Annotated in this window: 15 protein-coding genes and 1 pseudogene; 6 read left to right on the top strand and 10 right to left on the bottom strand. The window is 38.7% G+C overall.

The features are described from left to right. Positions 1 to 4979 (bottom strand): hypothetical protein (locus APF76_14860; GenBank protein KUO52902.1); only part of this gene is annotated, 4979 nt, incomplete at its 3' end. Positions 4980 to 5604: 625 nt separating this feature from the next. Here APF76_14860 and APF76_14855 point away from each other — a divergent pair. Together APF76_14855 and APF76_14850 are read left to right on the top strand one after the other, a co-directional pair. Then, complete coding sequence (locus APF76_14855; protein ID KUO52901.1) at positions 5605 to 6009, top strand: hypothetical protein; 405 nt, start codon at positions 5605 to 5607, stop codon at positions 6007 to 6009. A 232-nt stretch (positions 6010 to 6241) separates the two neighbouring features. Next, positions 6242 to 6619: a hypothetical protein gene (locus APF76_14850; GenBank protein KUO52900.1), complete on the top strand. Its 378-nt coding sequence runs from the start codon at positions 6242 to 6244 to the stop codon at positions 6617 to 6619. Positions 6620 to 6791: 172 nt separating this feature from the next. Here the strand turns inward: APF76_14850 and APF76_14845 are convergent, their stop codons facing one another. Next, a complete protein-coding gene (locus APF76_14845; GenBank protein ID KUO52899.1) occupies positions 6792 to 11732 on the bottom strand; it encodes a hypothetical protein in 4941 nt (1646 codons plus the stop codon). A gap of 457 nt (positions 11733 to 12189) precedes the next feature. Between APF76_14845 and APF76_14840 the strand changes: the two genes are divergently transcribed. Beyond that, positions 12190 to 12816, top strand: coding sequence for a hypothetical protein (locus tag APF76_14840; GenBank protein KUO52898.1), 627 nt, complete (start codon positions 12190 to 12192; stop codon positions 12814 to 12816). A gap of 134 nt (positions 12817 to 12950) precedes the next feature. Next, positions 12951 to 13460 (top strand): hypothetical protein, encoded by a 510-nt coding sequence (locus APF76_14835; protein ID KUO52897.1) that lies wholly within the window; start codon positions 12951 to 12953, stop codon positions 13458 to 13460. A 1307-nt stretch (positions 13461 to 14767) separates the two neighbouring features. Here APF76_14835 and APF76_14830 read toward each other — a convergent pair. After that, positions 14768 to 15673, bottom strand: a pseudogene (locus APF76_14830). A gap of 332 nt (positions 15674 to 16005) precedes the next feature. On the opposite strand from APF76_14830, the gene APF76_14825 reads away from it, so the two are divergent. Then, positions 16006 to 16356: a hypothetical protein gene (locus APF76_14825; GenBank protein ID KUO52896.1), complete on the top strand. Its 351-nt coding sequence runs from the start codon at positions 16006 to 16008 to the stop codon at positions 16354 to 16356. 88 nt (positions 16357 to 16444) lie between these two features. Here the strand turns inward: APF76_14825 and APF76_14820 are convergent, their stop codons facing one another. The 4 genes from APF76_14820 to APF76_14805 form a co-directional block, all read right to left on the bottom strand. Next, complete coding sequence (locus APF76_14820; protein KUO52895.1) at positions 16445 to 16747, bottom strand: hypothetical protein; 303 nt, start codon at positions 16745 to 16747, stop codon at positions 16445 to 16447. Between the two features lies 1 nt (position 16748). Beyond that, complete coding sequence (locus APF76_14815; GenBank protein ID KUO52894.1) at positions 16749 to 16964, bottom strand: hypothetical protein; 216 nt, start codon at positions 16962 to 16964, stop codon at positions 16749 to 16751. A gap of 549 nt (positions 16965 to 17513) precedes the next feature. Then, complete coding sequence (locus APF76_14810; GenBank protein ID KUO52893.1) at positions 17514 to 19751, bottom strand: hypothetical protein; 2238 nt, start codon at positions 19749 to 19751, stop codon at positions 17514 to 17516. A 356-nt stretch (positions 19752 to 20107) separates the two neighbouring features. Further along, positions 20108 to 20290, bottom strand: coding sequence for a DNA-binding protein (locus APF76_14805; GenBank protein ID KUO52892.1), 183 nt, complete (start codon positions 20288 to 20290; stop codon positions 20108 to 20110). Positions 20291 to 20552: 262 nt separating this feature from the next. On the opposite strand from APF76_14805, the gene APF76_14800 reads away from it, so the two are divergent. Beyond that, positions 20553 to 22181, top strand: coding sequence for a peptide chain release factor 3 (locus APF76_14800; protein KUO52891.1), 1629 nt, complete (start codon positions 20553 to 20555; stop codon positions 22179 to 22181). A 10-nt stretch (positions 22182 to 22191) separates the two neighbouring features. On the opposite strand, the gene APF76_14795 is transcribed toward APF76_14800, so the two are convergent. From APF76_14795 to APF76_14785, 3 genes are all read right to left on the bottom strand, one after another. Beyond that, entirely contained in the window at positions 22192 to 23442 is a 1251-nt protein-coding gene (locus APF76_14795; protein KUO52890.1) for a hypothetical protein, read from the bottom strand. Between the two features lie 337 nt (positions 23443 to 23779). Then, positions 23780 to 24166, bottom strand: coding sequence for a hypothetical protein (locus tag APF76_14790; GenBank protein ID KUO52889.1), 387 nt, complete (start codon positions 24164 to 24166; stop codon positions 23780 to 23782). Between the two features lie 185 nt (positions 24167 to 24351). Then, positions 24352 to 24702, bottom strand: a complete 351-nt coding sequence (locus APF76_14785; GenBank protein ID KUO52888.1) for a hypothetical protein — start codon at positions 24700 to 24702, stop codon at positions 24352 to 24354. Positions 24703 to 24740: the final 38 nt, after the last annotated feature.

Here is a 24740-nt window from a genome sequence, read left to right as displayed (position 1 = left end):
CTAATACCAGTTCCAACATCAGCCTGGCCAAAGGTACCACTAGTATGGTTTTCTAGAAGGACATCATCACCGTCAACCACACCGCTTAATTCTGCATTAATAATCTCTGCGTCTGTTGTGCCGTCATAGACTTTGTCTTGTGCTGCTGCATTTATTACGGTTAGTTCTTTGTGGGTGATTTTGGCAGCAGTAAGTGTTGGCTGAGTCAGGGTATAATTGATGATGTCATCACCCGTAATCTTCATTTCTGTATCTACACTAATACTAGTTCCAATATCAGCCTGGCCAAAGGTACCACTAGTATGGTTTTCTAGAAAGACTTCATCACCTTTAACTACTCCGCTTAACTCTGCATTAATAATCTCTGCGTCTGTTGTACCGTCATAGACTTTGTCTTGTGCTGCTGCGTTTATCACGGTTAGTTCTTTGGGGGTGATTTTGGCAGCAGTAAGTGTTGGCTGACTCAGGGTATAATTGCTGATGTCATCACCTGTAATCGTCATTTCTGTATCTACACTAATACCAGTTCCAACATCAGCCTGGCCAAAGGTACCACTAGTATGGTTTTCTAGAAGGACATCATCACCGTCAACCACACCGCTTAATTCTGCATTAATAATCTCTGCGTCTGTTGTGCCGTCATAGACTTTGTCTTGTGCTTCTGCATTTATCACGGTTAGTTCTTTGGGGGTGATTTTGGCAACAGTAAGTGTTGGCTGAGTCAGGGTATAATTGCTGATGTCATCACCTGTAATCGTCATTTCTGTTTCTACACTAATACCAATTCCAACATTAGCCTGGCCAAAGGTACCACTAGTATGGTTTTCTAGAAAGACCTCATCACCTTCAACTACTCCGCTTAACTCTGCATTACGAATCTCTGCATAAGTTGTACCGTCATAAATTTTGTCTTGTGCTGCTGCATTTATTACGGTTAGTTCTTTAGGAGTTATTTTTGCCGTTAACCCTATGGGCTGTATCAAGGTATAGTTATCTTTATCAAGACCTTTTAGGGTTAAGCCTGGTAAAACTGTAATATCACTATCCACATTTTTCACAGTAAAAGTTCCCATTAAGGCATCTAATTGCACATCATCTAAACCTACCACGCCCTCCAACTGTGCCCCAGTAATAGTAGCATCTGTAGTCCCATCATAGACTTTGTCTTGTGCTGCTGCATTAATTACAGTTAGTTCCTTGTGGGTGATGTTAGCAGTAAGTGTTGGTTGGACCAGGGTATAATTGCTGATGTCATCACCCGTAATCTTCATTTCTGTATCTACGCTAATATCCGTTCCAACATCAGCCTGGGCAAAGGTACCAATAGTATGATTGCTTAAAGCCACAGCATCACCTTCTACTACACCGTTTAACTCTGCGCCGTTAATCTCTGCATCAGTTGTTCCTTCATACACTTTGTCTTGTACTGCTGCATCAATTACGGTTAGTTCTTTAACCGTGATGTTGGCAGTAAGTGTTGGCTGAGTCAGGATATAATTGCTGATGTCATCACCTGTAATCGTCATTTCTGTATCTACACTAATACCAGTTCCAACATCAGCCTGGCCAAAGGTACCACTAGTATGGTTTTCTAGAAGGACATCATCACCGTCAACCACACCGCTTAGTTCTGCATTGCTGATTTCTGCGTCTATTGTTCCATCATACACCTTGTCTTGCGCTACTGCATTAATTACAGTCAGTTCTTTAGCGGTAATTTCTGCCTTGACTGTTGGTGCCCCTGTCAATGACAGAGCATAGTCGCCGGCCTGGGCACCAATTAGTGAACTGGCTTCACTCAAGCACACTGTCTTATCTTCACCTGTCTGTGCATCATCAAAAACCAGTACAGTATTTAATGCAACATCATCGTCTCCAAAAATGCCAAGTAGTATAAGGTTATTGCTGTCAATCACAGCCTCGGTATTACGGTCATATTCTTTGTTCTCGACCGTGAATGAGCCACTTACAGCCAAAGTAATTTGAGGTCTGCGAACAATGTATATCATATATGTCTTTTTTGTAACGCCATCTCCAGCGGTTACAACAATTTCTACTTCATTGCTACCAACTTCCAAAGGAATTGGTAATGAGTTAGTACCATTGGCAACAGCTGTTCCATTAACCATTATACTAGATGTTGCTTCCGCTGTTGGTTTTACTGTAATGCTTGATGTGCCATACCCCACACTTACAGTATAGCTGGTTTGGTCACTACTAAAATCTGGCTCTAATATTCCACTGCTTAATAACAAATCACTTAAATCAGCTAGATAATTAGATAATTCTACGGTCTCTCTTCTTGACTGAACCTGAGAAGCAGCAATAGTAATGTCTGCTTCCACATTGATATCTTCCGCTCTAATTCCTATACTTGAAGAGGTGTTATAGCCTACAAAAAATCCAGTTAATCCATGGGCATTAGTAATGTCATCATTCCCTTCTACAGTAACACTAACATTGGATTTTCCGACTGAACAGAGTCTAATCTCCAATCTGACATATGACAGAGCATTTCCTGAAGCATCTTTTAATATAGTTGAACCAGCAGCACCTCCTCCATTACCTATATCATCGCCATCCCCTCTAGTAGCTATAACCCATGGGTCATTAATAATAGTTATAGTACCACCATTTCCTATGAAGCCACCGCCGATACCTGCAGCGCCAGAGCCACCTGTAGCTGTAACTCTACCACCTTCTATAGTGATATTGCCCCCTGAAACACCGCCATTAAATAGGTTTATACCACCGCCGATACCTGCTCCACAATCACCACCTTGTGCTGTCACATTGCTGTATCTAATGGTAATATTGCCTCCTGAACCTCCAGGACTGATAAATCCGGTTCCTTCACCACCACCGCCACCTATACCGGCAGCGAATTGGCCTCCAGCTGCTGTTACTGTACCTCTTTCAATGGTTATAGTGCCACCGTTTCCAACGCACCCGCCGCCGATGCCGGCAGCTCTTTCTTCACTTGATGCTGTCACTAGACTATCTTTTATAGTTATGATACCGCCCGAACCCCTATAACCACCGCCGATGCCAGCACCATAAAAACCACCTTTTGTCGTTATGGTGCTGTCTTCAATAACTATGCTGCCGCCTGAACCAACTGTACCACCGCCAATGCCGGCTCCTTCAGGACCTCCCTCTGCAGTTACCGTACTGCCTTTTATTGTTATACTGCCTCCTGAACCTCCGTGAACACTAGTGCTTCCGCCTCCACCACCGATACCGGCACCTCCATTGTAGGATAAATATTTTTGACCACCTTTTGCAGTTACAGTTGCATTTTCAATGAGTATACTGCCTCCGCTTCCTAAGAGCCCACCGCCCATGCCAGCGCCATTATACCCGCCTGTTGCTGCTACTTCTATCCCTCTAATGGTTATATTACCACCTGCTTCTTCATTGGCACCACCAATGCCAGCGCCAAAAAAACCGCCTGTTGCTGTAAGTTTTCCAACACTTGCACTCTCAGCTTTAGAAATAACAAGCGTTACACCTTGAGGTACATATATACCAGCTCCAGGATTTGGACGTACAATGGTATTTACACCACTGATATACAGTTTGTTCTCAAAATTTCCACCTCCAGCAAAATCGATGCCATGAGTGTCCGAAAGCGATTTTATGTTTACATTTTCTATCGTTAGGGTTAATGCTGATTCTCTGTTGCTTTTAATTTCGATTCTTGTATTTTGGTTTGTCACTTCTGGACTGCTGCCAATTATTTTAACTTCCGTTGCATTTTTTCCTATTGAAACTGTCCTTGTGAAGGCTCCATTAAGCTGATATTCTCCGTTTGCGTTAATCTCCATACCTACCCCATAGTAGCCGCCAACTGTAGTTACCACACCACCGTTTATTGTTATGCTACCGCCTGTTCCTCCGGAACCACCACCTACACCGGCCGCTGAATTGCCTCCAGCTGCTGTTATCGTTCCCCCATTTATAGTAATATTACCTCCTGCTCCTTCAAAGCCGCCACCTATACCAGCTCCATTACTGCTTCCAAGGGCTATAACCGTTCCCCCATTTATAGTAATATTACCTCCTGCCCCTCGAAAACCACCACCACCGATACCGGCAGCTCCATACTGGTCGGTTCCTTTGCCTTCGGCTGTTACTGACCCGCCGCTTATGGTAATATTGCCGCCAGAGCCACCTCTACCGCCACCAATACCGGCTCCTCCTAGTGTGAGAGGTTCATCGACTCCCCCCCTTGCTGTTACAATACCGCCTGTTATGTTTATGTTTCCGCCCGAATAGCTTGTACCACCACCAATACCGGCTCCTCCAGCTCTGCCTATTGCCTCTACTTGCCCCCCTCTTATGGTTATGGTTCCACAGTTTGTTACGTATCCACCGCCAATGCCGGCGCCATTATATCCACCTTTTGTTGAAAGTTTTCCTGAAGCGACACCCTGGGCTTTGTCAATAGCAAGGGTAACCCCAAGGGGTACATGTATACCTGCTCTGCCATTGCCGCCAGTTACTGAATTATCTCCGCTAATATACAATTCATTTTCAAAATTTCCAGCGCCCGCAAAGTCAATGCCATGTTCTGACGTGTTTATTCTTATATTTAAATCTTCTATTGTGAGAGATAATGCTGCAGCTCTACCAGAAGCAACAACAATGTTTGCATAGTGTTGAGATCCCCCACCTATGATTTTAACGTCAGTTGTAGTGTTAGCAATTGTAATAGTCCCGGAAAAACTGCTACCTAACTGGTAAGTACCGTTAGATGTAATTTCCAAAGGGCCTGCTGGTATTCCTAGAGAACTAATATCCATTTGAAAGAATACAGTATCAATGGAACCTTCGCCATATACTGCTTCGGTTATAGTTGCCTCTAATGATTCTTCCCCTGATGATTCTGCCGCTGCAAAAAAGCTGCATCCTACTAATACTCCAAATATTATAATAATCCTAACAATTAATCCCGTCCCCTTTAATTGAACTTTCATTTTTCCTCTCCTTTTCGTAAGATGGATTGACTTTAGACTTATACCCCAAGTTTTTTACAAGGCTTCTGAAATGATATATTAAAATTATCTTATCAATTGTTTCAGGAAATGTAATATAGTATAAATATTATTTATTGCGAGAAAATGAGGGAGAAAGATAAGAGAAATGAAAATAAAACTCTTAAATAAGAGTAAATTGAAACTGCTATTCAACTATTTAGCGAATATGGTTTTGAAAAGATAGTGGTAGCTCTATTGTAAATTGCCAGGAGTAGCAAAGCTGGAAAAGTATATGGTATTATATTATAATCAATACACTATAGTCACTGACTATAGTCATTATACTTTTTTTACAAATATCTTGTCAATATGGGGGGGAGACTGGTGAAAGAAAAGAAGAAATACCAGAAAAGATAATGCTATCGAAACAAAAAGGAAAATCTATGAAACTGCAGATAGTTTATTTAGAGAGTACGGTTTTGACAAAGTAACTGTAGATACAATAGTAGAAACAGCAGGAGTTTCAAAAGGAGCCTTCTACGTTTATTTTGAATCAAAGGATGCCCTCATTGCCAATCTAATTGCAGATACTGTAAATAAAGTGGACTTAGACTATACATCCTATGTGCAATCATTTCCCGAAGATACGCCGGCATCTGATATCCTTATTTCGCTAGTAGAAAAAATAGCTTATATTATTACCAACTTTATAGGCTTTGAAGCTATGAAGATCATATATGAAGTTCAAATAACAAGAACAGTAGATACGAGTGCTTTATTAAGCTACAATAGGGATGTCTACAAATTGTTCAACGAGGTAATAACCCTAGGTGTTCAGCAGGGAGAGTTTTATAAAAAGATGCCTATTGATACCATTGCAAAACACTTTATTATTGCCTTACGGGGACTAACTTATGAATGGTGCATTAGGTACCCTGATTTTGACTTAAAATTACACGTTCTGGAACACTTCAAAATACTATTAACAGGTATTAGAAGGCAAGAAAACCATAGTTTCATGTCAGAATAAATCACCACAATGTCTTCATTATATATACAGTTCATGTAAATCAGCGCAAACTTAAATCCTACTCTAGGTTTAGACTTGGAAATATTTAAGTGGTATAATTAAAAGGACAAGTTCTTGGGGAAAGGGGTTTTTATTAGCCATAGGTAAACCTAATACCCCTACCCCTCCAGGAACCTACCATATTGTCACTAATATTGTAAATCCTCATATGTCTGTACTGGGAACACGCTGGATGGGTCTTTCTAAACCAAGGTATGGGATTCATGGTACTCCTGCACCCTGGACTATTGGAACTATGGCTTCATTGGGATGTGTTAGGATGTATAATCATAATGTTGAGGAATTATTCCCCCAGGTTCCTATGGGAACAACCGTAGAAATAATTTCAGGAAGTGGAAATTATAAACCAAATCCTACATCACAACCAGGATCTCAACCCCAAACTCCATCCCAGGGAACCCAAGGTCAGAGGTATATAGTACAAAAGGGAGATACCCTGTGGAGGCTCTCCCAAAGATTTGGAGTTTCTTTAGATGCTTTGATAAAGGCAAATAACTTAAGTAACCCTGATGTCCTCCATGTAGGACAGGAGTTGATAATACCAAGGTAAGAAGAATAATAAGCTCAAAAACAACGGTCTTTTAAATAGCTTACAGGATTTTCGCTACATAAAAGTAGATAGCTGAGTTTTTGTATTTCTACTTAAACCGCTATCTGCTTGATATTGTATCCAATATTTAATTTATATTATTTTCTATTGACTTGTTTAATCAACACATACCTTAGTACTTGTGGTATATTCTATACAGGAATACGGCTGCTTCAGCCCTTGTGGTATTTCCCAAAGGATTTACCTGATCATGGTTGCCCACAATCAACTCTTCACCTATAACAGTAGCAACGCTGTCTACTGCATAGGATGATATCAAGGCTTTGTCAGTAAACCTCTCCAGACCCGAAGATATACCCTGCTGGTTAAGCTTTTTGAACATTCTCAAGGCTCGTTCGGTTAGAACCATCATATCCTGCCTTGATATGCTTTCATCAGGGTTAAATTGGTTGTGACCTGTACCGTTGCTGATACCTAGCTTCTTAGCTATACCTATCTCCCTGTAGTAATAAGCGTCACTACTTATATCTTCGAAGTTCCCATCATCCTTGGCATCTACTCCTAGGGTTCGCACAAGGTTGTAGAGAAAGTCGGCTCTAGTGATGTTCACCGAAGGGGCATATTCATTTTCCGATATACCCTTCAATATCCCCTTGGAGGCCAGCACTTCAATCTCCTTCTTGGACCAATTATAGTTGGCTATGTCATTAAATGTCTTACGGACGTACACTACGGCAAAATGGCTAAAGTGTGTGGTTGTGAAGCTTACCATGCCTGTTTCGGAATTATACCTCCCTGTTGGCACTGAGCTGGCATTTCCACTCCCATCAATGTACCATACTGTAATATGTTCTGGGTCTGCAAGTTCTTCTGCTGTTGGGGTATACGGAATGGATATGGTTACTGGCGCTTGTGGATTGTTCCATGATATCTGCTCTCCATCAACAGCAATGCTCAGCTGAAGCAATGGTCTGTCGCCTATTATCCCCCTTGTCTCAAAATCCAATATTTCTTTGTCACCATAGGCAATGGTTAATTGAACATAGGAACTGTCTCCACCCGTTGTGGAGTCTAGCATATTGGAGGGTAGTACCAATTCCCCAATTTTTGAAAATACAACCACATCGTAATCATGAGTTTCTTTTGAGAGTGAACTAACAGGAAGCTGCAGCGTATTGGATACAATGCTGCTATTGCCTTGTATTTCTATTCTTATTGTTCCCGTTGTATTCTCTGTTGAGTCTAGTAGATTCATTGTGTCTTGAAGCTCTTTCTGAGTAATCGTCACTTGGAAACTATTATTTTCCTCATCCAATTGTGCTTCTTTGATTATAATGACACTACCGTCTTCCTTCTTTTCTAACTCTGATATAGGAGCCAGTATTCTGTTTCTACTGGGTCGGGACACAGTTAATGTTCCATCTATAAACGTAATGTTGTAATTATCCGATGTCAGACCAGTTGGTGTAATGGCATAGGTACCTACATCTTCTCCGAGTGCACGGATAAATGAAAGTTCCCCACCAAGGCTGGAGGCATCATCTTCAAATTCAAAACCATCATAACTGATGGTAAATTTAGGATCATCTGCACCGAAAACTTTGCTTTTATTTTCGGCGGTGATGATTAGGGCTTTCCTTTCAATAGTTAAAAATAGACCTTCAAATTCAATGTCATAGTTGTCTCCTGCAGTTATGGTACCCTGTTCTATTACATAGTTATCTACATTTTCTCCGGGTGCTCTTGTTAGGGCTCCTGTGATTTGATCACTACCAATTAATTCTCCTTCTGTAATATCAAAGGTTAATTCCGGGTCAGCGTCTCCGTATGTCTTAGTCTGGACATCTGCTGTGATTGTCAAGGCTTTTTTAGTAATAGTTAAGTCTGCTCCTACATAGGTAATGTTATAGTTGTCTCCTGCAGTTATGGTGCCCTGTTCTATTTCATAGTCATCTACATTCTCTCCAGCTGCTCTGGTTAGGTCTCCTGTGATTTGATCACTACCGACTAATTCTCCTTCTGTAATATCAAAGGTTAATTCTGGGTCAGCGTCTCCGTATGTCTTGTTCTGGGCATCTGCTGTGATGGTCAAGACTTTTTTTGTAATAGTTAAGTCTGCTCCTACATAGGTAATGTTATAGTTGTCTCCTGCAGTTAAGCTGCCCTCCTGCTCTATTATTGCATAGTCACCTACATTTTCTCCGGGTGCTCTGGCTAGTGCTCCTGTGATTTGATCACTACCAACTAATTCTCCTTCTGTAATATCAAAGGTTAATTCTGGGTCAGCGTCTCCGTATGTCTTGCTCTGGGCATCTGCTGTGATGGTCAAGACTTTTTTTGTAATAGTTAAGTCTGCTCCTACATAGGTAATGTTATAGTTGTCTCCTGCAGTTAAGCTGTCCTCCTGCTCTATTATTGCATAGTCACCTACATCTTCTCCGGGTGCTCTGGTTAGATCTCCTGTGATTTGATCACTACCGACTAATTCTCCTGCTGTAATATCAAAGGTTAATTCTGGGTCAGCGTCTCCGTATGTCTTAGTCTGGACATCTGCTGTGATGGTCAAGGCTTTTTTAGTAATAGTTAAGTGTGCTCCCACATATGTAATGTCATAGTTGTCTCCTGCAGTTATGGTGCCCTGTTGTATTTCATAGTCACCTACATCTTCTCCGGCTGCTCTGGTTAGATCTCCTGTGATTTGATCACTACCGACTAATTCTCCTGCTGTAATCTCATAAATTAATTCTGGGTCTGTTACTCCGTATATCTTGCTCTGGACATCTGCTTTGATGGTCAGAGCTTTTGGAGTAATAGTGAATTCTGCTCCCACAAAGGTGATTTCATAGTTGTCTCCCCCGGTTAAAGTGCCTTGGTCTATGGTATAGATATCTACATTCTCGCCCGCTTCTCTTGTCACCTCACCATTTAAAATATCATCTCCAACCAAGCTACCTGTTGTTATATTGTAGGTGAGTTCAGGGTCCAATCCTCCATAAACCTTGCTTTTATTTACCGCTTTAATGGTTAATGGTTGTTTCAAAACGTTCACATTTATATTTTGCCCTAGCACTACACCAGAATAATCATAATTATCCATATCATTAGGAGCGAACACTACCGTATACCCTTCATTCTGTAGGGGTGGGATAGTATCAGGATATTGCCAAGCGAAATTACCGTCACCCAAACCTCCTGTAAGCTCTGAATGCCAGAGGATCTGCCCGTATATAATATCTGTGGCTGTAGGGAATACTATTTCAGGGGGAGTGGCTTTAGTAATAACTATTTCAACCGCCTCCGAGGCTTGATTGTAATAGTTATCGCCTCCTTTGGTCACGGTAATTTCCGCGAACCCCGCTCCCACTATGGCAACATTACCACTAGCATCAACCGTTACGGCATCACCGGTAGTGACTTCAAAGCTTAGTTCACCTGTTCCGCTGCCTCCGCTGACCATAATGTTAAATGGAGCATCACCATAGGTGATGTGGCCTGGAATACTAATCTCAAGGGAAGCTTGATTAAGTTTATTAATAACATAATTTGTTATCGCTAATTCACCTGTTGAATAATAGTTATCGGCATTTCCCTCCACATATGTCGATATAAGGTTATAAGTGCCGCCATAAAGATCATTCTTATTTATGCTAGCTATTCCCCATGAGATCTCACCCTCACGCATGATAGGAGCTGTGCCAATTTCATTCCCGTTCCCTTTAAATGAGATATGGCCCGTCTGGTCATCATAAGAAAGGCCCTCTACTTTCACCTCAAAACTAACGCTGTCAAAGGCATCGGCTTCTTCATTTGGTTCAATAGTAAAATCTGTTAAAGTTATTAGTTTCTGCCTATTTAGGTAAGCCCCACTATGAAGGCCTGCTCCAGCACCGCCAATTGTGCAGGTGATGAAATTGAAAGGCGTTTCATCTACATTCAAACCCTTTTCATTTAAGTTCAGGGTAGCACTGCCATCAACTATAAGAGTGCCGCCGTCGGTATTGTTATATCCAGAACCAATATCCTTTCCGTTCCCATAACTTGTTGCATTAACAACGGTATTCTCACCAGTTATGATTATATTTCCACCTGGGCCATGTACCGCTGCTGGCCAACCTCCGCCGCCCCCAATGCCGGCACCGCCGGAAGCGCCTCCATTGCTAGCACTTCTTGCTGTTACTGTGCCGCCACTTATGGTTATTTCGCCACCAGCTCCAGAATTATTACTACTGTTACCGCCGCCCCCAATTCCAGCACCGCCTTGCCAACTACCGGTTGCATTCACTATACCACCGCTTATAGTAATCTTTCCGCCGTTTCCTCCGGAACCGCCTCCTAAGCCACTCCCATAACCACCACTGCTTGCAATCACTTCACCGCCTGTTATGGTTATTTCGCCCCCTGAACCATTTGCACCGCCTCCAATACCAGCACCGGTACCATTAGAATGGCCTCTTGCTATCACTATACCGCCATTTATATTTATATTGCCTCCGGAACCCCGATCTCCCCCACCGATACCCGCGCACCTGCCCGAGCCCCTTGCAGATAGCCTCCCAACACTTGCATCTTCAGCTTTATCAATAACAAGTTTGACACCATTAGGCACATGTATTCCAGCACCATAATTATCAGTTTTCATGATGTCACGATCTACTATATTTTCACCGCTGATATAAAGGTTATTGCTAAAAATACCAGCACTACCAAAATCTATTCCATGAACTTCGAGGGGTGCTCTAATATTCAAATTATCAATTGTAATGGATAGTGGGCCTGTCCTACTACCTTGAACAACAATGTGGGTATCCAAGTTTTGCGACCCGCTGCCGATGATATTAACATTTGTTGCAGTATTCTCTATTGTAATTCTTCCAGTAAAACTACTACTTAACTGATAAGTTCCATTTTCTGTTATTTCAAAAGGGCTACTTGTAATTATTTGTGCAGAACTGCTAGCCATTACAAAAAATTCATTAGTGTCAATGGAACCATCACTGTATACTACCTCGGTTACGGTTGCCTGTGCCGCTGCAATAGGGCTAAATGTTAGTAATAATCCTAATATTAAGAAAATTTTTAGAGTGTAGTTTGTTCTCTTAAATTTGCCTTTCATTTTTTCCTCTCCTTAGGTTAAATAGTTTGTGTTTAGTCTAAAACCCCGGGTTTTTCTATAACCTATTTTTTTACCACTACTTTCTTATCCTTGTTGCCCCTTGTAATCTGCCTTTATAACTTCAAACAGTAAATTCTTACAAACTGAGAGATTCAATTTAATATTTCCATTATAGGTAATATAGTGCATTTATTATAGTTGGAATAAAAGATAGAGATGGTTAAGGCAACCGAAAAGAAATCTATGAAACAATATGAAAGCGCTAAGGAATTATTTTGGGAAGTACGCTTGTAAAAATGATGTTGGCTCTATAAAGATAGGGCAATAGCATTCCAAAAGCTGGTAAAATGTATGATTTTATATTATGATAAAATAAACTTCAATTAGTGACCTTAGTCACTGACTGTAGCTATTATATATTTTTTTAGAATATATTGTCAAGATAGGAGAGATATTGGTGAAGCAGAGAAAAACCAGAAAAGAAAAAACTATTGAAACAAAAAAGAAAATCTATGAAGCTGCAGACAAATTGTTTAGAAAGTACAGTTTTGACAAGGTAACAGTAGACACCATAGTAGAAACCGCAGGAGTATCTAAAGGAGCTTTCTACATTTATTTTGAATCAAAGGATGCCCTCATTGCCAATCTGATTGCAGATACTGTAAATAACGTGGACTTAGACTATATATCCTATGTGCAATCATTTCCAGTAGGTACACCGGCATCTGATATCCTTATTTCATTAGCAGGAAAAATAGCTGATGTTATTACCAACTTTATAGGCTATGACGCTATGAAGATCATATATGAAGTTCAAATAACAAAAACAGTAAATACGAATGCTTTATTAAGCTACAATAGGGATGTCTACAAATTGTTCAACGAGGTAATAACCTTAGGTGTTCAGCAGGGAGAGTTTAATAAAAAGATGCCTATTGATACCATTGCGAAACATTTTATTATTGCATTGCGGGGACTCACTTATGAATGGTGCATTAGATACCCTGATTTTGACTTAAAATTTCACGTTCTGGAACACTTCAAAATACTATTAACAGGTATTAGAAGACAAGAAAATCATTAGTTTCATATTTGAATAAGTCGCCACAATGTCTACATAATATTTACAGTTCCCATAAATCAGCGCAAAATACTCTTAAAGTCACTCTAGGTTTAGACTTGGAAATATTTAAGTGGTATAATTAAAGGGCAAGTTCTTTGGGAAAGGGGTTTTTATTAGTCATAGGTAAACCGAATACACCTACCCCTCCAGGAACCTACCATATTGTAACTAAAATTGTAAACCCTCATTTAACTGTGCTTGGAACACGCTGGATGGGGCTATCTATACCAAGATACGGAATTCATGGACCTCCTGCACCCTGGACTATTGGTACTATGGCTTCATTAGGTTGTGTAAGAATGTATAATCATATTGTTAAGGAAGTATTCCCACAGGTTCCCATGGGAACTACAGTAGAGATTATCTCAGGAAGTGGGAGCTATAATCCCAATCCAGGGCCAACATCCTCACCTGGATCTCAACCTCAAGCCCCATCTCAAGGAACGCAGGGACAAAGATATATAGTACAAAAAGGAGATACCCTGTGGAGGCTCTCCCCAAGATTTGGAGTTTCTCTAGATGCACCAATTAAAGCAAATAACCTAAGCAATCCAAATGCCCTTCAAATAGGGCAGGAGTTGATAATTCCAAAACAGAAAAGCTAAAAATACAACCAAGCAGTTCCTTGTGAGGAATGCTTGGTTGTTTTTCTAAATCGCATCCTTTTATCCAAATTATTTTTATATGGGTTAAGACCCCAACTTCTATAAGTGGGCTCTAAATCAGGTGGAGTAGAGTCGGTCGATATTTCGATTTTATTGTCCCACCTGACAAAGTCGTCGTCTCTAACTGAACGCTGGAAAAAGGCATTGTCGCAAGCAGGCCAAAACGGACGATATGCAGCCTGCTTGAAAAATTATGTATGATACTGTTGCCGTTTTCAAGCTGTACCTCCAGCTGGTAGTCATCTTTAGGTTATTACAGTTTTTATCTGAATCATTATGCATTACCTCCATAAAAAAAGATTCACTATTTCTAAATGATATAGTGAATCTTTTTGGCCGAATGCTACCCGGTGGATAGTATTTTAAAACTTTTTATTGATTGAGGTCAGTAAAATGCTGCTGCAAAAATGTCCTGTTGTTGATGGAAAGCTTTGCATAGATGGACTTTAGCGTCTTTCGCCTTCCATATTATGTAATATTTGCAGTTGTTTTACAATTCTTGATATTCATAATGTATGCTATTTTTTATACTCCTTCACAAAAATCTGCTCATGATATTCTAAATTCCTCTTGTAATCTAACTCTACAAAATCTGTTGGCTTCACTTCTTCCGGCTTCTTCTCAAAATAATCCAATCCAGCTACTTTAAGCATACAATAAACAAACTGAGAGCAAAACATGATATTTTCCCGGTGTGAATAAGGCACAAAAAGGCCCAGTATATTATACGAGCTACCCTTTTGGTTGATTTTTCTGATTTCATCAAGGACTTTTTGCTTTTTTTCTTTGTCCGCTTTAATCCTATAAATGATGATATTGGCATCATCTTTCTTGTTAAAGAACTCAATCATCTCCTGGTTCAAACCCGGCGCATAAATATTTTCTCCTCCGTTGTAGCTAACGATCGTCTCAAGCTTTTCATCAAATGCAATTGAAGCATGGGCATATTCCTTTTTTGTCACCTTTCGGATAAGTTCTCCTGCAGCGCTTCCTGTACTGGATAAGATGATATAAAGATACCCATTGTTCAATGAATTTCCGGCAATCTCAAAATATTTTTCATTTAAAGAATTTTTATTAATATAATTTAGAGTATTATGACGGGACATATCAGATGCTAACGAAATCACGTCTTTGACCGTATTTCGGTCTGTCAGTATCTTATAAATTGGCCTTTTAACCTCATTAGCCAACCCGCTTGAAATCATTTCAGCAGCTTTTTTCACATCATGAAAGCTAAAGCTCTGCTTATCAGAATAGCCTTCCTCCCGGTTATTTCTGGTTATTACTTTAATTTTTTTTGAAGATACCGAAACCTTTACTGGAAAATCAAATCCTATCTCACCGTCCATATCAGTTCCAACATTATCATTGCAATCTATCATCATTTCTGCAGTCTGAAAATAATCAACATATGGACTCTCTGCATGTTCCCCGTTTACAACTTTTATAATGAGTGGAACCAGCTCTACTTTGGGGCATTTTCTAAAAATATAGACATCAAGTAGTCCATCACTTAACGATGCAAATGGCGCTATCTTCTTAAATCCACCTGCTGATTTGCCGTTCATAATCAGTATAAAATAAATGTCATCGTCAATGTTAGCTTCTTGGCTTCTAATACTTATCTTTACAGGCTTCAAGTGGGATAGTTCTTCTGCACCCCTTAAATAATATGCAAGCACCCCAATACTATTTTTTACTTTTTTATCTGTCTTTTGACTGACATCAATAAGAGATCCTAGGCTTGCAACATTCAAAAAATAGTGACCGTCTGCAACTCCAATGTCACAATAAGTAAAATTATCTCTAAGCAAAATTTCTGTCATTTCTTCGATTGTATCAGGGAAATTAAAGTAACGAGCAAAATCATTTGCTGTCCCCACAGGATATATTCCAACCGGAACTTCACATTCTAAGCGAAGAAGTAAATTGATAACCTGATGAATGGTTCCATCTCCCCCAGCAATCAATATCCTATTAAAGCTGTTTATATCAAAACTTAAGAGCATCTTCTCCAAAGCTTCCTTAGAGCTGATTCTATATGGTACTAAATAAAAGCCTCTATTTTGAGCAGCTTGCATAATACTATCAAAATTATTAATAAAGTTTCCATTACCTGAAGCAGGATTATAAATAAGTAAAATCTTCATTTCTTACTCCTTTAATATTTGTTTGAGGTACCTTCTCATTGCTTTATATTTCACAAAAACTCTAGCTATCTGTTTGCATAATCTAGTTGTTTTTTAAGGTATTCCAAAACTATATATTTGGACAATTTCTCCAAAAGGATTTACATTTCCTGCCCATTATAAAAATTACTTTAAGTGTTAATAACTCCGTACCAATCTTTAGGACAGCCTATACTAAAACACCTACGTCAGGATAATTGTAAACTATAATATCGCTGGATACCAGGCAAGAAGTATAAAAAGCTTAAGTTTGGGGAAAGTTTTAGCTAGATTAGAAAAGGAGGTGAATGTACGTGACTACGATAACTGCCTTATTAATAAAGTTTTTAATGACCCTTGTTTTTGGATGGCTTACTTTTGGTTTAATGGATGGTAACCTTTTAAGTTGGGTACTTTTTGTAGGGGTAATTGGGACTGTCTTAAACTACCTCGCTGGGGATTTAGTGGTACTTCCTAAGTTCGGTAATATTGTTGCATCTGTTGGTGATGGAGTGATGGGCGCATTAGTAGCATATATTATCAGTTTACTTATTCCAGCTTTTGTGGTTAGCCTAACAAGTCTAGTGATTTTTGCAATTCTTATTGCCGCTGGAGAATTTTTCTTCCATCAATTCCTCATAAAATCAGATAAAGTGGCCCCATAGAGCAATATTTCATCATGAAAAATGACCCTCAAATATTAAATGTCTCACTTTACTGAAGGACATTTTAATAAAGAGGGTCTTTTTTATGTCAAGCCTGTGTATTTAATACCCATTGTGAATCTTGAATGGCCTGGGAAATTTGTTCCTCAGGATGATTATAAGGCTGGTACCACCCTTTTTTTATAGCCAATGCTGTCAAACCTTCATGTGCCAGCACACTTTGGGTCAAATACTCGGAATGTAAACGCCGTACCTCTGGTGTACATGATTCTAGAGTAGCCCCTAGATATCCCGTTGATAGCCCTTTGAGCCCCATTAAGGCATCATTAACAATTACCTTATCACTAAGTTTTAACTCACCATTATTTTTAACTTTATCAAATAAAGACATGTTAGTTCACCTCCATTGAAACAATATCATTTTCATTAATAAATTGCTGTATTCCTTTGATTCTAGCTTCTGACGCTTCGATTCCAGACGTAGACAAAGTTTTTAATTCTTCATCCTCGATTAAAGTGCTAATTGCCTTAGCCTTCGCTAGAGATATAGACTCCATTTGTAATAATTCACGAAACTGCAACTTTTCACCGGTAGTAATTTTCCTCATACAAATCCTCCTTCATAGTTTAATAAAATAATACATTATTAGTATGTATTTTTAGCCTTCTTTTAATCCACGTTAGTTATTTTTGTGCTTATTTTATCCAAAATATTTTATGGGTTAAGACCCCCCACTTCTATAAGTGGGCTCTAAATCAGGTGGAGTAGAGTCTCCATCTGATTCCCCGATGTTCAGCTTTGGCTGCGAGTTCACTTTTAGTCCAAAATAGCTGACTTGGCTCCCACTTATTTGATAAAATATTGGGGCTTGAATAAGCGGGTATCCACATCCACCAAATCAGAATAATAAACAAAGCAGTTAGGAGCATTCTGTGCCAGCTGCAGAGTGGAATTGTCAACCAAAAACAGATTATGGTTATAACTCTCATCGGTGTTACGGAAGCGTCCTGAGCGCGTTTGAATGATACCCCCAATTTCAAGGTGCTGAATTGTTTCAACAACTTCACCATGCAGTCCCTGATGGGTAGGAATATATACGTTTGGTTCCTCTACTCTTGGCTTTCCTTAGAAATCGGCTCCTCAACTACTTTCTTTTCTATTTCGCTCCATCTGCTTTTATAAAACCAATGTCATCCACCATCAATTTGCCCGGTCCATCTGTAAAGGATACTGTTATTTTTTCAATTTCTTGTAATTGAAGATCTGGTTTCAATTCTTTAAAGGCTTCCAAAGGTATTTCATACGTTTGAAATACCGCCTCAGTCGATTCACTATATTTTCCTTTTTTTAAGATGTCCTCTAAATAGCGGTTTCTTGTATATTGAGTGTGAATAGAAGGCATAATTTCCCTAAACCTTTCGAGAGGAACCTTCGCTGTTTTCCCATTCCTCGTTTCTAACGTCACATCTAATTTTGGGACAGTCGTGGCATCATCCTCATCATCTTCCATATTGGCCATTGAGAAATAAAAACTTTCAAAAGGACCTACTAAATGTTCCTCTCCATAATCCTCTGGAATAAATAATGAGTAAGTTCCAGTATCCTCCCATTCGAACACCATTCCTTGCTTTTGTTTTTTATTTCCGGCTCGATTGACTTCTGATTGAATTTCCCAAACATCAAAACCAATCCCTTCAGCTGTAATTCCTTCGGAAAATTTTGTTCTATTAGTCGTTTTGTTAAAGTTCACTAAGGGGTGAAATCCACTATTTTCGAACCTTGTCACATATTGTGTATTCGGTAGCCATTCATTTCCATAACGCACATCACGAAACAATGGCATATACTGATCATTACCACCTAAGGTACTTTCAATAAAAGCAGAAATATACACTTTCGCCACTTCCCTTTGGTCAGTAGCATCCATAATTTGACTGTATTTAAGAAACAATCCGCCTGGAAGCTTCTGATCCATTCTGCCCCAATCTTCATTAAATTGGCTATGATTCGCCTCAGCAATATAAACACCTGCTTTAAAATGGTCAGCACCATTTCCTATCGATGTTCTGGAAAATTGGCGGTCACCGTGGTAATTATGGACATCCCCATCACGGGCTCCATGTAGAGTCAAATAAGACACGCTATTTAATTCAGCCCTCCTACCATCTACTTGCCGATCTGTAGGAGCAATTCCAATCACAGCCTGGATTTCAATGTCCTCCATTCCACCTATGGAAGGGATATCATCAAACCATTTCTGATAATCGCCCACCATGGCTGCTGCTTGCCCACCACGGGAATGACCCATAACTGCTACACGATGCATATCTACTTTTTGATAAAACGGTGTTTCTGGCATTTCCTTGTACTTATTTATTTGTAATAGATGTTGTATCAAGATCCATGCTCGCAACTTCATATCCTCTTTGGGAATCCCGGTCCAACTTGAATAGTTTAGAAAATTTTGATCTACAGATACAGCAATATAGCCTCTACTTGCTAATAGCTCGCCTAAATACTCATATCCAGCATCAGAGAAGTCTTCCATAACATGGTTTCCGTGAACCATCAAAACGAGAGGAAACCGTTTTTCACCTTCAGGCATCCAGACTCGACCATTAACTGGCAGTTCCTTTTCATCAAATCCCCAGAAAAATTTTCTGAAACTATGCCACTCCTTTATGTAATCTGAACCATCAACAGAGTTAGATAATACATCTGCATGATTGCCGAATTCTTGACGTTGTTTGTCTGATCCATTTCCATATGTAAAATTTTGAATCGAGTAGTCCCCTAGTTCAGCAGGATTTTCAACAGCCAACGGGGTAATGTAGTCATTTTCTTTAAAGGATCTCTCTACTTGATCATTCCCAATCGATGGAGACCAAATCAATACAAATAATATGAAAAACGCAGGAAAAATAGATCCTACTACTTTTTTAATCGGAGTCATCCGGTTTGATCGATAGATCGTTAATATAATCCCCAGGCAAAGGCCAGATACTAAATAAACGGCTGTAATTAGCCAAGAAAACAAAGATCCTAAGTTTGCTTCTGATAAAATAAAATAAGTGAGAAAAACTGTATAAAATAAACTCCCTATAAACAACCGCGGTAGAGGAATATACAATAACGAAAGTAGAAAACCAATCATAGCGGTTGTTAATAGGAACAAAACTGAATTAACGAACAAAAATATGAAAAGATCTAGATATACACCAAATCCTGTAGGTGCAGCCAAACTAGCGATGCTAGCTGCGATGAACGTCATTAACCATAACGAAAGCATCATCATTTTTAATTGCGCATCATTCACTGGTGTTTTATCCATTCGGTTTTTTAACCAAGAAAATACCATCCTTAATTTAATTAATAAAACACTTGAACTTTCCATTAAATTTGATACTCCCCACTTATTCACTAACATTTTCTCTATTAGATAAAACAAAACTTGGCTTCCGCCAAGTCCTTAGACGCGGGTGGAAGCCTTAGTCTTTGTGAATACTATCTACCTTGTTTGAACTTATACTTTCTGATAGTATAACAAAAAACAAGCGCCGAAGGACACACCTGTTTTTTAGTCAGTATTGATATTATTCTATATTTAATCCCGTTTTCCTGTTAGATTAATATTATAAACAAATAGTTTATGCATTGCTCTAGTCATTGCAACATATAGCAGTTAACTTGATTTTTACCATAGCTAATCCCTGCTCAAATAGCCAAGGAGGTCTTTCATTTTCTAAATAGTTATAAACGCTCACCATTTTTTAGTTTTTCAATATATTCATCTAAATCATCTCTTTTCACACGCCAATGCCGGCCAATTTTAAAGGCTTTCATTTTACCTTCATTGACCAATTTATATGTTGTTACCTCACTAATTTGAAGATACTTAGCCACTTGTGTAATAGTCATTATATCTTTCTCCATTTGGATTAAACCCCTTTCCTAGTTGTTTCAAGTTATATTATAGCATATTTAATTTATTTTAAAAGGGTAATTTTTGTCCTAGTTTTGCTCAGTTATAAATGAATACTTTGAATAACCAATTGTTATTCTTAAATATTGTACAACCTATTTATATTGTGCTATATTATTATGGTGTATATTAAGAATTCCATATCCATTATGTATGTAAAAAGCTTATTCCTGTTTGTAACTACATGATTTCATTATAGAAAGGGTAATACCCATGACTACTACAAGGCACGACCTAAAAACCAAAGTAAAAAACAGACGTACTTTCGCTATTATATCTCACCCTGATGCTGGTAAAACCACATTGACAGAAAAGATGCTTCTTTTTGGTGGAGCCATCAGGTTAGCTGGCACAGTAAAAGGAAGAAAGGCTAAAAAGTTTGCTACCTCAGACTGGATGGAAATAGAAAAACAACGAGGCATCTCAGTTACTTCTAGTGTAATGCAGTTTTCTTATAAAGAGCATGATATTAATATCTTAGATACACCTGGACATCAGGACTTTAGTGAAGACACATATCGTACTCTTACAGCAGCAGATAGCGCAGTTATGCTAATAGATGTAGCTAAAGGAGTGGAAGCACAAACAGTAAAACTTTTTCAGGTTTGTCGTATGCAAAACATCCCTGTCTTTACCTTTATTAATAAAATGGATCGATATGGCAAGGACCCTCTAGAATTACTAGAGGAGTTAGAACAAGTATTAGGCATTCGTTCATGTCCACTTAATTGGCCTATTGGAATGGGCTCTGATTTTGTAGGTATTTTTGATAGGCAAAATAATAGATTGGAACTTTTTGATGGTGATAATAAGAGCAAAATCATCCAACTTGGCGATAATGGAATTACTGACCCAGTCGTTAAGGATTTATTAAGCGAGGCGCATTACAAACAGCTTAATGATGACATTGAGCTATTAGATATTGCTGGTGATCCATTTGATTTGGAAAAGATAAACCAAGGTAAACTTAGTCCTGTCTTTTTCGGTAGTGCTTTGACTAACTTTGGTGTACAAACCTTTTTAGATGAATTTCTAGAACTTGCTCCAGCTCCTGGACCAAGAAAAAGCAATGTGGGATTAATAGATCCAATAGAAAATGAATTTTCTGGGTTTATCTTTAAAATCCAGGCGAATATGAATCCTGCCCACCGGGATAGGCTTGCCTTTTTACGAATTTGTTCAGGGGTGTTTGAACGAAATATGACTGTTAATCATATTCGTTTAGGGAAGAAAATTAAGCTAGCTCAACCTCAGCAATTTTTAGCCCAGGAACGTCATATTATAGAAGAGGCATATCCTGGGGATATTATTGGTATCTTTGACCCGGGAATTTTCTTAATTGGAGATACCCTCACAGCAAATGGCTCGTTTGAATTTGAAAAGCTGCCCCAATTTACTCCTGAGCATTTTGCCAAGGTAACTACCAAAGATGCCATGAAGCATAAGCAATTTTATAAAGGAATGTACCAGTTATCTGAAGAAGGAGCTGTACAAATCTATAGAACTTTTTTGCAGGGGACGGAAAATATAGTTTTAGGGGTTGTAGGTGAACTCCAGTTCGAAGTATTTCAACACAGGCTTAAAGGGGAATATGGTGTAGAGCTAGTTATAGAAAGATTGCCCTACCAGTTTGCACGTTGGTTAAAAAGCGAGGAAAAGATAGACCCATTGAAGCTAAAGAGTTTTAATAGTCTCTTTGTAAAAGACCAGGATAAAAACTTGGTAGCCTTATTTGAAAGTGATTTCCATTTGGAATGGATGATGGAAAAAAACCCTAAGGTACATTTTCTAACTATTAATAGAGAAGATGTTAGTAATGATGTAACGTATATTAGAGGTTAGAGCTACTTAGTTATGTTTTAGGGTTGATCCTAATGATAATCCTTTTAATTCTATTTTGTTCAACTTCATCTATAGTAAATAATACATCTGAAAACTCCAGCGTTTCACCTTTTGATGGAATATACCCAAACAAATGAAAAATTAGGCCACCAATAGTATCATGTTCTTCTTGCGGTAGGTCTATATTCATAAGTTGGTTGATTTCGTCTAAGGATACCTTTGAGTCTACAATATATTCTCCTTTTTGTGTTTCCTCTATTAATAGTAGTAAATCATCATATTCATCGCCTATTGGTCCAATTATGGTTTCGATAAGATCTTCTAAGAATGCCAACCCAGCTGTGCCACCATATTCATCTAAAACAATGGCAATGTGGATCCTCTCTCTTCGAAGTTCTTTTAGTAATTTGCTAATTTTTTTTGTTTCTGGCACAAAGAAAGGCTGGCGCATAATATCCTTTATGTTACCAGTTTCGAAGTTATAAACGTATTTAATTAAATCCTTAGAATAGAGGACACCTATGATATTATCTAAGCTATCCTTGTAAACCGGTACCCTAGAGTGGTCGGTTTCAACAATAGTATCCCAAGCTTCTTTTAAGCTTGCTTTGATTGGTATTCCAATAATATCGACTCGCGGAATCATCACTTCTCGAACAACAGTATCATTAAGATCAAAAATACTCGTAATCATTTCTTCTTCTGCCGGTTCTATTGAACCTTGGTTCTTGCCTAAGTTCACAAGTGTCATTATTTCTTCTTCAGTAATTGTAATTCCATTACTCTCGGATTTAACTCTTAAAACTTTTAAAAGAATACTTGTAATTATGCCAAGCAACTTAACAACAGGGTAAAAAATTATTTGGGCAATATTAATTGCCGGCGCAATTTTTAGTGCAAATTTCTCATTATTGGTAGCAGCATAGGTCTTAGGAGTTACTTCACTAAAAATCAATATAAAGACTGTTAATATACCTATAGCTATCCCAACTCCCGCCTGGCCAAAAAGACGTAATGAGATAGAAGTAGCTAATGCAGAGGCTCCTATATTAACAAGGTTATTACCCACCAAGATAGTTGATAATAACTTATTTGGATTGGATAGTAGTTTATCAACTAAATAAGCATTTTTAGTTCCTTTTTCAACTAAATGGTGCACTCTTAATTGGTTTAATGACATAAGAGCAGTTTCAGAACCGGAGAAAAAAGACGACATCAACAATAGACTTAAAAGCAAAATCCACTCCCATGGGGCAATCATTTAGTTGTATCCTCCTAACCAATGGTTAATACTTTCTCTCTTTAGTATTGACATATAGCATTAAAAATAAATAGAAACCCCCTGTCATAGTCGCCGCTTAAGTCAATTTTAATTATTTCTACTGTCAGCTTGACAGGGTGCTGTTCACCTTTAGATTTATCCAAAATATTTTATATGGGTTAAGACCCCAACTTCTTTATAAGGAAAGGGGACACACCTGTGAGTAGAACCAGGAATGTCCCCAATTTGGCTATATCAGGTGGAGTAGAGTCTCCATCTGATTCCCCGATGTTCAGCTTTGACTGAACGAGTTCACTAGCATCTATTTGTTTTTTATCTATGGCCTACATTGATTAAACAATCCTATTAAAGCTATACGATCTAATGAAGGTCTTATAAATGGCGGTGCGAGTTCAGCAGTTACGACAATATCTCTAAATGGAGCTATTGGTTCCCCAGGGCCAAAAACAAAGGCACCAACCCAAACTCCCGGTTCAATTACTACAGGACCAGTTTGAAGCAACTGTACTGGAATAGTTTGGCCGCTAAGGGTATCACGGATCCATGCAACGTAGGTCTCACCACCTAATGTTTGTGGATCAGGAAGCCCGATAGCAGCTATCAGCACATTGCCTCCTCTTGTTGGCGATTGAAACACTAGAGCAACACCCCGTGCCTCGGCTTCAGCACCAATGGGTACATTGGCAGTTCTAAATAATATCATGCAACATTCAAATAACCCTATTCCCCCTGTTTCCAAGCCATCACCTACTTATATTTTCTTCTTATATATTATGCTTGGCAGAATATAGTGTTACTGAAAAGATTTATTTATCTTTAGCTGAACGAGTTCACTATGAATGCGAAATATAAGTAAATGTTTAGGTGTAAATTTTGGGACTAAGGTATTTATTGAATTATTCCAAGAATACCAAGGATCATTGCAATACCTAAAAATCCTGCAAGAATTAGATTAAACCAGTATCTAATTCTGTCACCTCTTTTTCGATAAAATCTAGAAGCTAACAAGGAAGCCAAAATGGCAATTACTAACCCTGAATATATAAATGGGCCCTTGATATTTTCCTGTAGTGGTATATATTCTAGGAATAGTCTTAACAATAAAAAATATGCGATCATTAATGAACTGGGTATATCCCTAAGCTTCTTCGCTTTATAGTTTAACCCTGCATTTACGATTAGCGCTCCAATAAATACTGCTGTTAAAATATCAATTATAAAAATGCTATCACACTCCAAATAAATTAATTTTTTACTCTTTTGTCTTTATTTTCATT

The sequence above is a fragment of the Desulfitibacter sp. BRH_c19 genome (assembly GCA_001515945.1).
In the GTDB taxonomy this organism is placed as follows: Bacteria; Bacillota; DSM-16504; order Desulfitibacterales; family Desulfitibacteraceae; genus Desulfitibacter.
This window is presented reverse-complemented; position numbering and strand designations above follow the sequence as displayed.